Here is a 14,416-nt window from a genome sequence, read left to right as displayed (position 1 = left end):
TACTCGCATGCAACTTTTGCTCGTCCTTCCGCCGGAACCCGACGAACGGTGGGAGAAGGCAAAGCAGATCGGCGTCGACCACGCCGTGTATCATTCGCTCGAACTCGGCGACGGGCGGCGTCCGTCGCAGTACGACGAATTGCTCCGGGCCGTCAACCGGTACCGCGATCACGGGCTCGAACCCGCCGCGTTCGAGGGGAGCGTCCCGCTGACCGACACCACGCGCCTCGCGACGGACGGTCGGGACGACGAGATTGACGAGTTCTGTCGGTTCCTTCGGAATCTCGGGAAACTCGGCGTCGACGTCGTCTGTTACGACTGGATGGCGGGGCTCCGGTGGGCCCGGACCTCGGTCACGACGCCGAGTCGGGTCGCCTCGCTTACCACCTCCTACAGCGACGAGCAGATGCGCCGCGGACCCGCGCCCGCCGCGGCCCGCTCGACGACGGCGGACGACCTCTGGGCGAACCTGGAGTACTTCCTCGAACGCGTTGTTCCGGTCGCCGAGGAGGCGGACGTCAAACTCGGACTGCACCCCGACGATCCGCCGATCGGGGATGTCCGCGGAATGCCGCGGATCGTCAACTCGCCGGAGGCCTACGAGCGCGCACTCGACGTCGTCGACTCGCCGTACAACGGCATCACGTTCTGCCAGGGAAACTTCGCGGCGATGAGCGTCGACGTTCCGGCGACGATCCGGCGGTTCGGCGATCGGATTAGCTTCGTCCACTTCCGCGACGTCGAGGGCGGCGCCGACGGCTTCGTCGAGACGTGGCACGACGACGGGCTAACCGACATGGCCGCCGCGATCGAGGCGTATCGCGACATCGGCTTCGACGGTCCGATTCGACCGGATCACGTTCCGACGATGGCCGGCGAGGACAATTCGATCCCTGGATATCACCTCTCCGGAAAACTGTTCGCCAGCGGATATATCCGCGGCCTGCTCGATGCGACCGATTGAGACGCCGTCGTCGGCTTCACGGTCACTGCTCGCTACCGACGCAGCACGACGAACGACGAATTCCAACGTAAGCGCTTTCGTTCGGTCGCAAACAGTGCCCTCAGTTCGACGCAGTGCCGTCGTCAGTAGGTCGCACGGAGGTGGGTTAGCGACAATTCTTCGGCGAGTCGCCGCTCGATATCGTTAGGGGGGTCCGCGGCGTCGAACGCGACCGTTCGCTCTTCGTCGGGCGTCAGATGGAAGTAGTTGTCCGAGAACCGGCCGTCGAGCGGAACGTTCAGTTCGACGAACAGGGCGGCGGCGTCCGCCTCGATCGTCACCTCGTTCCCGACAACGGTGATGTCGAACTTTGGATCCGGGAGTTCGAGGTGCTTGTACTCCTCGAAAAACGCGAATGCCGGATACGTCTCGTCGCTCCCGTCGAAGGAGACGCGGAGGTACGCCTCCTCTTGTGGAACGTCACCGAGTAATCGACCCGGGTCGACGGTCGCAACGCAGGCGCTGTCGAGCGCCGCGACTGAGACGGTCTCGCCGGTCTCGTCTACGCGTTCTCCGTCGAACGTATTCGCTTCGACGGTGATCTCCCCTTCGAGGGGGTCGCGTTCGTCGTTCGTGAGCCAGATCTCGACTTCGTCGCCGCCGTCTGTCGTCGTTGTCGAGAGCAGAGCCGGCGCGTAGATGCGGCGTACGACGTGCTGGAGCGCCTTCCAGTCGCCGCCGTACTCGATGGACGACCACGACGCGCAGGGCCAGAGGTCGTTTAACTGCCAGTAGAGCGTCCCCATACAGTCGGGCTTCAGCCGCCGCCAGTGCTCGATGGCGGTCTTCATCGCCAGCCCCTGTTGCACCTGACTGAGATAGACGAAGTCAGTGAAGCTAAACGGAATACGGAACGACGACGCCATTCGCTGGAGGATCGTCCGATTGCCTCCCTCGCTTCGCTGGTGGTGTTCCATCAACGGCGCGGTCGGATTGAGCTCGTCGTCGGGGAGCACCGACGAGAGCGCGTCGACCGAGGGGAACGACTGGTATCCGAACTCGGAGACGAACCGCGGTTCGACCGTCTCGTACTCCTCGAAGTTCGCGCCGTCGTGCCAGACGTCCCAGTAGTGGATGTCCCCTTTGTCGGTCTGGTACGGATCCTGCATCCCGGTGCCGCTAGACGGCGATCCTGGCCAGTACGTCCGGGTTTCATCCTCTTCAGCGACGGTATCGCCGATCACGTCGTAGAACAGCGTCTCGTAGCCCTCCTTCAATTGCTCCAGTTCGGCAGCGTCGTCGAACCAGCTCTCGAGTCCCATCTCGACTTCGTTGTTGCCACACCAGAGCGCGAGCGATGGGTGGTCGGCTAGCCGGCGAACTTGGTACCGGACCTCTTCTTCGACGGACTCCAGATAGTCCTCGTCGCTGGGGTACAGCGCGCAGGCGAACATGAAGTCTTGCCAGACGAGTAATCCCCGTTCGTCGCACGCCTCGTAGAAGCTGTCTCGCTCGTAGTACCCGCCGCCCCAGACGCGAATCATGTTCATGTTGGCGTCGACAGCGCTGTCGAGTAGCGATTCGTATCGATCGCGCGTGATCCGTCCGTACAGCGCGTCCGCCGGGATCCAGTTGGCGCCCTTCGCGAACACCGGTACTCCGTTGACCTCGAACGCGAACGACTCGCCGTTGCCCTCTTGGTCCGGTTCGCGGATGAGATTGAGGTCTCGAAACCCGATACGAGTGGTCGTCTCGTGTGCCGCGTCGGGCGGGAACGACGAGTTTGCCGTCGTCACGCCGCCGTCGGCTGTCACCACGTCCGTGTTGTCCGATACTGACTCGGTTTTTGCGCCGACGGCTACGGTGAGGTCGTAAAGCGGTTGATCACCGTACCCGTTCGGCCACCAGAGATCAGGGTCCGAAACCTCGAGACCGACCGTGACCTCGCTGCGTCCCTCGGCGACGTCTCGGACTTCGTGCGTCGCCGTATCCGCAACCTCGGCAGCGAGCAATACTTCGCCATCGGCCGGTACGTCGAGGCCGACGATCACATCGAGGCTGACGCTGTCGCCGTCGTGGTCCTGTACGGTCTTCGTATACTCGATTCGGGGCTCGGAGTACGCGAGAAGGTCGATATCTCGCCAGATACCGGAGGTTGGAAGACACGGCCCCCAGTCCCATCCGTAGTGGCACTGGGCCTTTCGGATGAAGTTCCGTCCCGGCTGGTCGATAGGATATCGAAGCGTTGGAACTTCGTACTCGTGATTCTCCGAGCGACGAGTGCTGTACTCGATCGGAGAGTGGAACGTGATTTCCACCTGATTCTCCCCGGGTGTGAGGACGCCGGCGACATCGAACTCGTACTTACGGTGCATGTTCGCGGCTTCGCCCACGACCTCCCCGTTGATGCGTACCGTCGCGATGGTATCGAGCCCGGCACAGCGCAGGCGTATCCGCTCCTCGTCGAGGAAGTCGCTATCGAGTGTCACCGTGCGTCGATACACCCAGTCGGACGTTCCGACCCACTGAAGATCGAGTTCATTGTCGTTGTCGTACGGATCGGGGATTTCGCCCGCGTTGAGGAGATCCGTGTAGACTCCGCCAGGAACCGTCGCGTTGAGCCAGCGATCGGTATCCGACTGACGTAACTTCCAACTGCCGTTGAGAGACTCTACCCGCATATCCGAACTGTATTAACAGAGCGTAATAACGCTACCGGTATTTGATATGTGGTCACGTGACACGTTTTCGGTACAGCCTCGATGGAAAACGAAGGGCCGATCGAGGCGGTTACCACATCCGAACGCGGGGGTGCCGATCCGGTATCTCAGTTGAGATCCACCGTCACGGCTCCGGGGAACTCCAGAAGGAGTTGCTGTGTCCTATCGCCGAAGATCGCTTTTCCGGTCGGGGAGCGTTGACTGCCGGACACGAACAGGTGATCACAAGCGGTCTCTCGAGCAGTCTGAAGGACCGTGTCGACGTTGTCGTCGTTCGACGCGACGCTCACTCGGTATGCGATCTCCACGTCTTCGCTGTTGATGGCAGCGTCAACGAAGGACTGAACGGCGTTTCGCTCAGCGTCGAGAACATTGCTTTCGTCGTAGTGAGCGTCTTCGACATCGCCCATCGCTTCCAGCGTCTCAACGTCCGCTGCGAACGACTCGGGACGGATGATGGACAAGACGACCAACCCGCACTCGCTACCGCGTGCGGTTGCGGCCGCTTCAGCGAGTAGTTTTCGACCGTTCTCGGTATCTTCTGCGAGTACCAATCCGCGTTGCATAGAGAGGCCCACGAACTGACTCTACAAGAATCTACTGCCGCGATTCGTGAAGTTACGGTCGGAGGGATGGGTCCGATTGTTTGATCAAGTGGAACAGGACAGAGCTCTCCATCCCTCCGTTTCCCACTGTCAACCAGAATGGCGCCTCGGGCGGGTACCAGATCGAGCATTATTTACAGACATACTTCTGTAACCGATGGGTCTACGTGGCACCCACATCACTTTTTACGAAAGTACCAATGTAAAACCGCCTGCGCCGAACGGCGTCTCGACTGCCTCAGAGCACGTCCGTCCACTCGGAATACGTAGTGTTAATCTCGACGACGCCGGCAACGTTCTGTAGTTGGTTCGGCACGTCGGTTCGGAACCGCTCTTCTCCCATGCGCTTGACCGGCGCGGAGACGCTGAGCGCACCGAACAGTTCTCGTTTCTCGGTGCTGATCGCAGCGGCTACACACCGATATCCCTCATACCGTTCTTCATCGTCAAACGCCACTCCTCGATCGCGGATCTCTTCGAGTTCCGCTCGGAGCGCGTCGCCGTCGGTGATTGTCTTCTCGGTGTACGGCGTGAATGAAACCTCGTCGAGGTACGAGTCCAGTTCCTCATCCGATAGTTCGGCCAGAAACACCTTGCCGGCCGCAGTGCAGTAGAGCTCTTCGATACTGCCCACGTGCGTTATCGGCTTGGTGACGCGGTCTCCAGTCGCTTGATAGAGCGTAATGCCGGACCCGTTGCGTTCGACGATGAGACGCACCTGTTCGCCGGTTTCCTGTGCGAGTTCTTCGACGTTGTCTTTTCCGAGATGATAGAGCTGTTCTCGCTCGCGAACTTGGCCACCGAGCGTGAGAAACCGCAGACTGAGCTGGTACTCTCCGTCAACTTTGTCGAGATAGTCGTGTTTGGTCAACGTCGTCACGTAGTGGTGGATCGTACTCTTGGAGCGATCGAGTTCGTTCGCTATCTCCGTCACGCCCGCTCGTTCCTTCTGGCGGATGACTTCGACGACCTCGAGCGCTGACTCGATAGACTGGATCGTTTTTCCGTATCCATCGGGGGTTTCCTCTGTCATACCCGTTATCAGTGTCCACGGACAGTTAAACGTGCTCACCTCTCGATCGTGGGCGGTTCGGCGAGGAAACATCGAATTGACGACACGGTGACGAACGCGGTAGATCACCGGGTCGTCTGGTAGAGCCGATCGACGGCGCGCTGCACGTGGAGCGCCTGGTCGACGTTCGTCATCTCCGGCCGCTCGCCGGATCGGACCGCGTCCAGAAACGTCTCCAACTCGTCACGGTACGGATCGTTCAGTGAGACGATGACTTCACTGTCGACGAAATGGTCACGCCGTCCCGACCGTACCTCGTACAGTCGGAGATCGTTTCGTTGATCGACCTCCGGCTCGACTTCGCGGAGCGTGTTCGTAATATCGATCGTCATACCTGCGTCCGTTCCTTGAATTCGATAGCTGTGCGACGATTCCATGTTCGCTGCCCACGCGACCTGAATGTCCGCGGTCATCCCGGAGTCGAACTCGCAAAACGCCGTAACGGAATCCTCTACGTCGTACATCTTGCCCCGGTCGTCTTCTCCCCACATGTGGAGATACGTGTAGTCGTCGTGCTGTCCGAAGTTCGATCGGGCCGTCGCCATCGCGTCGGTGATCGTCGGCCAGTCGGTCCAGAAAAAGAGCAGGTCGAGCAGGTGTGCGCCGACGTCCATCAGTGCGCCGCCCCCGGCGATATCCTTCGACGTGTACCACGTCCCTCGACCGGGAACGCCGCGCCGTCGCACGAACTGGGCGTCGATGTGAGTGACCTCGCCCAGGTAGCCGTCCTCGACGTAGGATTTGGCGACCTGGCAGATGTTTCGATAGCGGTGGTGGTAGCCGACCATGCAGATATTGCCGGTCCGGTTCGCTGCGTCGGCGATACGCTCTGCGCTCTCCAAATTGTGCGCGAGCGGTTTTTCGAGCAGGACGTCGTGGCCCGCCAGGAGTGCGTCGGTGGCGGCTGTCTCGTGGAATTTATTCGGCGCTGAGATAATGATCGCATCCGGATCCTGTTCGTACAATTCCTCGAGACTCTCGAACGTCGTTGCGTCGTGGCGCTCCTGAAACGCCTGTCTCGCCGCCGTATCCGCGTCCACACCGAGGACATTGTGTCCCAGTTCTTTGAGTATTTTCACGTGATTCGCTCCGTGCGTTCCTAATCCGACCAGACCGACCGTCAGCGTTGTATCCCTCATGTTTGCTATATTTCCTCACCTCCGCTCGATAAATCACTTACGATCGATTATATTACTATATCGTACTCGTTTCCGATCGTCGGCCGCCGGTTCCACCGACCTCGAGCGAACGTGATCGTGCGCTGCCAGTCCAGCAGTACGAGAGTACTGCTGTAACCCCTCGTCGGAGCGGCGCGAGTTGTTTCCCGTAGTCAAACACGTGCCCTCGGTTGGAGATCTGTGAGCAGACACTCGAATCACTTGGATAATAGCACGCGCGGAGACGCTAGATGGGTATTCGTGTGCTCGCCTGCGTCGCTATGCGGCCTTGATATTCCGTAGCGTGATTCCGCCGGTATCAGTCGCCGATTCGTTTGATCTGGTGAAACGGAGTCTCGACGGACGAATGGAGTCCCAGAGGGTTCTGTTACGGAGACTGGTCCAAGCCTCGGCGGACGGCGTTCACTGCTCCCCACAGAAACTGACAGTCGTCGATCGCTCGTGTGACCGTCACGGAACTCGGCGTGCTCACCTCGCGCAACCGACCGCTGTGCCGGCAAAACTCCGAATACTGCGGTTGTATCCCGCGATATCGACACTTCCCCGAAAACTACATACTTTTATTACCTTTGAGCTTTACCCTCTGGTTAGACAATGACGAACAATAACCGTGGCTGTGCTAGTCATATCGATCGCCGTGCGTTCCTGCAAGTCGCAGGCGCCTCGAGCGCCGTCGCACTGGCGGGCTGTACGGGTGGAAACGGAACTGGAGACGGGACCCATGTCAGCTATACGAACCAGGTTCCGACGAAGATTCAGTACAATCCCCTCAATCCGACGAGTTACTCACAGTACTCCCACTACCTGCTCTTCGATCGGTTTGCGAATTTCAACTTCGCGAAGGGCGAGTTCATTCCCTATCTCATTCAGAACTGGGAGTTCGGCGACGGTACGTTCGAGATGACCGTTCGCGACGGCGTCACCTGGGAGGACGGCGACGACGTCACGGCCGGCGACGTCGCGACGCAACTGCGTCTCGCGAGGTTGACCGGCGGAACGATCGACCAGTTCACCGATAGCGTCGAAGTGGCGGACGACCGGACCGTCGTTCTCGAACTTGCCGGAGACGTGAACCCACGAATCGTCGAGTTCAACGCGCTGGGCCAGCGGTTCATGACCCTCAAGGAGAGCGAGTTCGGGAAGTACGTCGAGATGTTCGAGGACGATGCCGAGAAGGCCCAGAGCGAGATCCAGAGCCACGCCTACAAGGACGTTACCGCCAACGGCCCGTTCACGGTCGCGGAGCGGGGGAATCAACAGATCCTCCTCGAGAAGCGGGACGATCACCCCGACTCCGGAAATATCAACTTCGATCAGGTTGCGTTCCGCTACCTCGACGGGAACACGGCCGTTCACCAAGCGATCGGCGCGAACGAACTTGACTCCGTGATGGTGTTCGCCCCGCCGAACGTCGTGAATAACTTCCCCGACCATATCCGGATGGAGACCATTCCGGGGAAGGTCGGATACGGGTTGATTCCGCAGCATGACCACGAGCACACGGGCGACAGGGCCGTCCGCCAGGCGATCGCCCACGTGCTAGACCGGGAAACCATCGTCAAGAACGTCGGCGAGACGCTGAAGCAAGCGCCGCCACTGCCCGTGGGAATCCCCTCGGACGACCAGGAACGGTGGCTCGGCGACGCCTACGATTCGTTCGAGGACTACGGCGTGAACGAACGTCAGACCGACGATGCCGAACAGATACTTCTCGACGCCGGCTACTCGAAGGACGGTGACACGTGGGTCGACGGTAGCGGGAACGTCGTCGAACTCCCCATCACTGTCCCGTCCGGATGGACCGACTGGGTCACCGCGACCCAGACGATCGTCGATCAACTGAACGACTTCGGGTTCGAGTCTCAGGTCGACTCGCGGAACTTCAGTGCGCTGAACGGGACGGTCTGGCCCAACGGCGACTTCATTCTCTCGGCCGGCGGGTGGCTTCCCGGCGGCGGTCGGGCGTCCTTCCCGTACTTCTCGCTTCACCATCAGCTCCTCGAGCACTACCGCGGTTTCACGTACAACTACACCCCGGCCAACGAAAACCGCGGTGGGAGTAACGGTGATGTCACCGTCCCCTCCCGGACCGGCTCGGGAACGATGACAGTCAATCCCAACGACCGACTCGAAGAACTGTCCGAAACGTCCGACGAGGCGACGACTCGCGAGATCTCGATCGAACAAGCGTGGGTGACCAACGTGGACCTTCCCGTGATTCCCGTCATGGAGAAGCAGGAACAGGCGTTCCTCGCCACCGACGAGTGGTCCGTTCCCGAGCAGGGTTCCGACGTTTCGCAGGTTCGATGGCCCCATCTGTGGCTCATCCGCCAAGGTGAACTGCAGTACGACGGATAAGTAAACGAGAACGATGCCGACCAAAATCCTTATTTGATAGAACGACACAATCCCACTCATGAATAATTACTATGTCAAACGAACTGGGCGTGCAGTGCTCACGTTGTGGGTCACTGTTACACTCACGTTCGGTCTGATACGGGCGATTCCGGGCGGCCCGCTGGAGATGCTCAGGGCGCGATTAGTCCGACAGGGCGTCGATCCCGCACGCATCGATTCCATCATCCAGTCTCGACAACAGCAGAGCCAACCGATCTATGTCGAGTACTACGAGTACATGTCGTCTCTCCTGTCAGGGAACTTGGGAGAGTCGTTCTACTTCAGAGAACCCGTCTCCAAGATAATCACCGACGCGCTCCCGTGGACGGTGTTCATCATGGTAACGGCGACGATCATCCTGTTCGCGATCGCCGTCGTCTGGGGCGCGCTCATTGCCTACAAGGAGGGGTCCAAGTTCGACACGGTCTCGAGCGGCGTGGCGATCCTGCTGTCGTCTATCCCCTTCTACGTGCTCGGCATCCTGTTCGTGGTCGTGTTCTCGTACAAGTTCGGTGTCTTCCCCGCGCGGTATCGAACGAGTCCGGGCGTCTCCCCCGACCTGTCGATCACGTTCGTGGGGAATGCGTTGTACCACGCGGCGCTTCCGATCGCATCGATCGTGATCACGCAGGTCGGTCTGCAAACGCTTGCGATGCGTGGCAACAGCATCCAGGTACTCGGTGAGGACTTCGTCCGGGTTGCGCGACTGCGGGGACTGTCTGACCGCCGGATCGCCGTCAGATACGTCGGCCGAAACGCGATTCTGCCGATGTACACCGGTTTCCTGACGCTTATCGGGTTCAATCTCGGCGGATCGGTGATTCTGGAGGAAATCTTCACGTACACGGGGATCGGTTACTACATGTTCGAGGCTCTCATCAACAGGGATTACCCGCTCATGATGGGAATCTTCCTCGTCATCACGACCGCGCTCGTGGTGTCGGTTTACATCGCTGACCTGACGTACGGCCTCGTCGACCCTCGCGTCAAATCCGGTGATTCCAGTGAAGCATACTGAGTCCAAAACTGAGTCGGAGGACGAGTTCTCGTTCGGTGCCGCGCAGTCCGACGTCGAAGTCACGACGGCGGACCGACTGCGAGACTTCTACCGGGAGTTTATCTACAAACCGGGGCTCGTCGCGTGGGAGGACAACCGGACGCGTATCGGTGCGACCATCTTGGCTGTATACGTCTTCGTCGGTACCGTCGGCACGTGGCTCTACCGGTCGCCGAGTACGAACCAGTCGGAGCGTAGTCTGCAACCGTTCCAGACTATGGAGGCGCCGCTCGGGACGACGAGTTCCGGCGAGGACGTTCTGGCCATGGCGATTCACGCGACGCCCGAGATGCTCATCATGATCCTATCGGGTGGTATCTTTGCGACGGCGCTCGCGGTCCTGATCGGAACGGTCGCGGGGTACAAGGGCGGGACGACCGACCGCGTCCTGACGACGTTCTCGGACGTCGCGATGTCGATCCCCGGGCTCCCCCTCATCATGGTGCTGGCGGTCGTCGTATCGCCGGAGCGCGCCGTCGTGATCGGTATCCTCATCACGATCAACTACTGGGCGGGGCTCGCTCGCTCCATTCGATCGCAAGTGCTGACGATCCGAGAACACTCCTACGTAGAGGCGTCCAGAACGATGGGCGTTAGTACGCCTCGGATTCTGCTCAAGGACGTCATCCCGAATATCATGCCGTACGTGCTCGTCAACTTCGCCAACGCCGCGCGGTACGTCGTCTTCGCGTCGGTCGGACTGTACTATCTGGGTATCCTCCCCACGTCAGTCGCTAACTGGGGGATCCAGCTAGACAACGCGTACAGCCAGGCTGGCGCGCTCAGCGGCGGCGGAACGATGTACCAGCTCGCGGTCCCCATGATCGCGATCATGTTTCTCGCCCTCGGTCTCATCCTGCTCGCGCAGGGGATGGATCGAGTGTTCAACCCCCGTGTTCGGACCCGACTCGCCGGTGAGTCCGAATCGGAGACTGAAGACGACGAAGACGCCGCTGCGCCCACGGAGGTGATGACCTGATGGCACTCGACCAGACTTCCGACGAACAGACGTACAGCACCGACGATCCGGTCGTCGAAGTCCGCGACGCAGCCGTGACCTACGACGACGGAACGTCGTACGTCCTCGATCACGTCTCGATCGATCTCGACCGCGGTGAGATACTCGGCGTCGTCGGAGAGAGCGGTTCGGGCAAGTCGATGCTTGCCTCGTCATTACTCGATGCGGTCCCGTCTCCGGGTCGCTTGACGGGTGAGATCACCTATCGTCCCGACGGCGAAGAACCGGTCGACGTTCTCGAGCTAGAGAAAGACGAGCTACGGTCCCTCCGCTGGGAGCAAATATCGATGGTGTTCCAGGGGGCGATGAACTCGTTTAACCCGACGATGCCAATCCGAACGCACTTCGAGGAGACGCTGAAATCCCACGACGCAGACGTCCGGGAGGGGATAGAACGGGCCGAAGAACTGCTCGAGGACCTGCATCTTGAACCGGGGCGCATTCTCGATTCCTATCCGCACGAACTGAGCGGCGGGATGCAACAGCGCGCCCTGATCGCGCTCAGCCTCGTCCTCGAGCCTGACGTGCTGGTGATGGACGAGCCGACGGCAGCGCTCGATCTCCTGATGCAGCGATCCATCCTGATGCTGCTGTCGGACCTCCAAGAGAAGTACGACCTCACGATGATGTTCATCACGCACGACCTGCCGCTTGTCGCCGCACTGGCCGATCGAATGGCCATCATGTACGCGTTCAGGCTCGTCGAGATCGGCGAAACACGCGACATCGTAGAGAACGCGGCCCATCCTTACACGCGCGCGTTACTCAACTCAACTCCGAACCTCGACGCGCCGCTGTCGGAGATGCGACCGATCGGAGGACAGAGCCCCGCCCCGATCAATATGCCCTCTGGGTGCGCGTATCATCCGCGCTGTCCGCTCGCGAGCGAGGAGTGTCGGACGGACGTGCCCGAGTATCACGATGTCGGTCCTGACCACGGCTCGGCCTGCTACCACTGGCGAGAGTCGTACGACGAGGTGCCACTCGTCTACGAAGACTCCCTGGGCGACGCTGAAGGAGGTGAACGCTAATGAGTGACGCCCTCATCTCGCTCGAAGACCTCGAGGTTCACTTCACTAACAAGAGTCTCTTGGACTTTGGCGGCTCCGAGACGGTCCGCGCAGTCGACGGCGTCTCGCTCGATATCGAGGAGAACGACGTCGTCTCGCTCGTCGGAGAAAGCGGCTGCGGCAAGACGACGCTCGGGAAGACGGCGATCGGCCTCCAGCGACCCACCGGCGGCTCGGTGAAGTACCGCGGCGAGGATATCTGGGCCATCCGCGACGGCGACGTCGACACCGACACGGAGTGGGCGGACGTTCGGACGTCGCTCCAGATCATCCACCAGGACCCCGGCGCCTCGCTTAACCCCAATCGGCGGATCATCTCGATCCTGTCCGAACCGCTTCGACAAGTCAATCCGGAACTCAGCCGCTCGGAAAAACGAAGCCGTATCTACTCGTTGCTGGAGCGCGTCGGCATGAATCCGCCGGCGGACTTCGCGGAGCGTTATCCCCACCAGCTGTCGGGCGGCGAACAGCAACGCGTCGCGCTGTGTCGCGCGCTGTTGATGAACCCCGACGTCATCCTCGCCGACGAGGCGATCAGCGCGCTGGACGTGTCCCTACGCGTCGAGATGATGGACCTCATGCTCGACTTGCAGGACGAGTTCGATACGTCCTACATCTTCATTTCCCACGATCTCTCGAATGCGCGGTACTTCTCCGCCCACGGCGACGGAAAGATCGGTGTCATGTACCTCGGCGAACTCGTCGAGGTCGGGCCAGCCGAGGACATGATCAACGACCCCCAACACCCCTACACGAACGTGCTACGCTGGGCGACGCCCGATCTGGCGCTGCGCGAGACCGGCGAGTTGCCAATGCGAAAGATCGACGTCCCCGACCCGGTAGACCCGCCGACCGGCTGTCGGTTCCACACGCGCTGTCCGAAGGCGACCGAGGCCTGCCGTCGGGAGACACCGCCCGGGTACCAACACGGGGACCAGACGGTTGCCTGCTTCCGCGAAGACGAGAACCACGAGTACTGGGACAGCCCCGAACTCACGGACTAACCTCGAGTCGACCGTCCTCGCGTCGCGGTCACTCTGCCTTTGCGGGCGCTGTTGCCCGTTCGTCGAACGGGCCGTAACACGGTGAAAAAGCTTATTCGGATGACGGTCTCAGATACGTCGTATGTCCTGGAAGGAATCGTTCTGGTCGCTCGTCCGTGACTACCAGACGCAGTTAGGGATGCTTTGGCTATTCCTCGTGTTCATGCTGGTACTCACATCGATTACCCTTCTGTTCGGCGAGCGTGGAACGGAGTCGTACACGCTCGCAGTGGTCAACCTCGTGATCGTACTCGGCTTCGGAGCGATCGTTAGCACCATCTTCTGGATGAGCGTCCGCCGAGATATCTCTCGCTGAGGGGACGGTACTCGCCGCTTGGCCGAACGAGGAATCCGTCTCACCGGCGGAATTCCGCTGTTCCCGCGGCGACCGCTCGTCGGTAACGACGCGACGGCGCGGTTCGATCGGAGCTCGTCGCCGAGAACCCCGAACATTTGCGCGGGAGTGCGCTAACACACAACCGAAGGTACCGCGAAGAAACACTCCGAGTTCCGTGACGCCCCGCTGGCGGTCGGCGGGGACCGTCTCGACCGGTAGCCAGCCCCCGTTACCAGTGCGCGTCGACGATGTCCGCGGCGTGCTCGAGCGTCTCGTAGGAGTCCGGTCGTTCTTCGGCCTCGTAGACGAGCCACTCGAATTCCAAATCTCTGACCAACTCCACGGTCGCCTCGATGTCTAAGTCGCCCTCGCCGACCCTGACTGTCTCGCCCGCATCGGCGTCGTAATCTTTCAAGTGTACGAGATCGCTCCGTTCGGCATGCGTTTCGAGGAACGAGAGCGGTTCGTACCCCGCCGCGCCGGCCCACCCGAGATCGAGTTCGAGGCCGATATCGTCAGTCGCCTCGAACAGGTGCTCCAGCGCGGGACGGCCGTCCAGTTCGGTGAACTCCTGATCGTGGTTGTGGTAGTGCAGATCGAGTCCGTGATTCGCAAGCGATTCGGCGGCGTTCGAGAGTCGCTCCGCCGTTTCTTCGACGGCCGGTTCGGAGGCGAAGTGCTCCGGATCGAGCCACGGGGCGGCAACGGTACCACAGCCGAGCGTACGGTACGTCTCGGCGACGCCTTCGGCGTCGGCCTCGATCTCCTCGATGCCGACGTGGGCGCCCGCGACACCCAGTCCGCTCCGATCCAGCGCCGCGTTCACCGACTCGACATCGGCGTCGCCGAGGCCGGCGAACTCGACGCCCTCGAACCCCGTTTCGCCGACGCGTTCGATTACGGCCGGGAGCTGATCGTCGACTGCGTGCAGGCTGTACAGTTGGAATCCAAACGACGTCATGCACGTTGCCTACCG

12 protein-coding genes are annotated in these 14,416 nt (G+C 60.8%); 7 read left to right on the top strand and 5 right to left on the bottom strand.

Annotated elements, in window-relative coordinates:
• Positions 1–7: 7 nt before the first annotated feature.
• Positions 8–964 carry a mannonate dehydratase gene (locus EH209_RS19970; protein WP_126664566.1) on the top strand — a complete coding sequence of 319 codons (957 nt, stop codon included), beginning with the start codon at positions 8–10 and terminating at the stop codon, positions 962–964.
• Positions 965–1,086: 122 nt separating this feature from the next.
• On the opposite strand, the gene EH209_RS19965 is transcribed toward EH209_RS19970, so the two are convergent.
• The 4 genes from EH209_RS19965 to EH209_RS19950 form a co-directional block, all read right to left on the bottom strand.
• Positions 1,087–3,624 (bottom strand): beta-mannosidase, encoded by a 2,538-nt coding sequence (locus EH209_RS19965; protein WP_126664565.1) that lies wholly within the window; start codon positions 3,622–3,624, stop codon positions 1,087–1,089.
• Positions 3,625–3,770: 146 nt separating this feature from the next.
• A complete protein-coding gene (locus EH209_RS19960; RefSeq protein WP_249038863.1) occupies positions 3,771–4,241 on the bottom strand; it encodes a universal stress protein in 471 nt (156 codons plus the stop codon).
• 265 nt (positions 4,242–4,506) lie between these two features.
• The gene (locus EH209_RS19955; protein ID WP_126664564.1) at positions 4,507–5,301 is read right to left on the bottom strand and encodes an IclR family transcriptional regulator; all 795 of its coding nucleotides are present in this window, start codon (positions 5,299–5,301) and stop codon (positions 4,507–4,509) included.
• Positions 5,302–5,405: 104 nt separating this feature from the next.
• The gene (locus EH209_RS19950; RefSeq protein ID WP_126664563.1) at positions 5,406–6,479 is read right to left on the bottom strand and encodes a Gfo/Idh/MocA family protein; all 1,074 of its coding nucleotides are present in this window, start codon (positions 6,477–6,479) and stop codon (positions 5,406–5,408) included.
• Between the two features lie 633 nt (positions 6,480–7,112).
• Between EH209_RS19950 and EH209_RS19945 the strand changes: the two genes are divergently transcribed.
• The 6 genes from EH209_RS19945 to EH209_RS19920 all read left to right on the top strand — a co-directional run bounded on the left by EH209_RS19945 (position 7,113) and on the right by EH209_RS19920 (position 13,419).
• Positions 7,113–8,876 (top strand): ABC transporter substrate-binding protein, encoded by a 1,764-nt coding sequence (locus tag EH209_RS19945; protein ID WP_249038862.1) that lies wholly within the window; start codon positions 7,113–7,115, stop codon positions 8,874–8,876.
• A 58-nt stretch (positions 8,877–8,934) separates the two neighbouring features.
• Positions 8,935–9,933, top strand: coding sequence for an ABC transporter permease (locus tag EH209_RS19940; protein WP_126664562.1), 999 nt, complete (start codon positions 8,935–8,937; stop codon positions 9,931–9,933).
• The gene (locus EH209_RS19935) at positions 9,920–10,951 is read left to right on the top strand and encodes an ABC transporter permease (protein WP_126664561.1); all 1,032 of its coding nucleotides are present in this window, start codon (positions 9,920–9,922) and stop codon (positions 10,949–10,951) included. The genes EH209_RS19940 and EH209_RS19935 overlap by 14 nt, the downstream gene beginning before the upstream one ends.
• A complete protein-coding gene (locus tag EH209_RS19930) occupies positions 10,951–12,021 on the top strand; it encodes an ABC transporter ATP-binding protein (RefSeq protein ID WP_126664560.1) in 1,071 nt (356 codons plus the stop codon). The genes EH209_RS19935 and EH209_RS19930 overlap by 1 nt, the downstream gene beginning before the upstream one ends.
• Positions 12,021–13,064 carry an ABC transporter ATP-binding protein gene (locus EH209_RS19925; RefSeq protein WP_126664559.1) on the top strand — a complete coding sequence of 348 codons (1,044 nt, stop codon included), beginning with the start codon at positions 12,021–12,023 and terminating at the stop codon, positions 13,062–13,064. The genes EH209_RS19930 and EH209_RS19925 overlap by 1 nt, the downstream gene beginning before the upstream one ends.
• Positions 13,065–13,185: 121 nt before the next feature.
• Complete coding sequence (locus EH209_RS19920) at positions 13,186–13,419, top strand: hypothetical protein (RefSeq protein WP_126664558.1); 234 nt, start codon at positions 13,186–13,188, stop codon at positions 13,417–13,419.
• Positions 13,420–13,669: 250 nt separating this feature from the next.
• On the opposite strand, the gene EH209_RS19915 is transcribed toward EH209_RS19920, so the two are convergent.
• Positions 13,670–14,401 (bottom strand): sugar phosphate isomerase/epimerase family protein, encoded by a 732-nt coding sequence (locus EH209_RS19915; RefSeq protein WP_126664557.1) that lies wholly within the window; start codon positions 14,399–14,401, stop codon positions 13,670–13,672.
• Positions 14,402–14,416: the final 15 nt, after the last annotated feature.

The sequence above is a fragment of the Haloterrigena salifodinae genome, from assembly GCF_003977755.1.
Classification (GTDB): Archaea; Halobacteriota; Halobacteria; order Halobacteriales; family Natrialbaceae; genus Haloterrigena; species Haloterrigena salifodinae.
The sequence above is the reverse complement of the archived record's forward strand: the minus strand, read 5'-3'. Positions and strand labels throughout refer to the sequence as shown.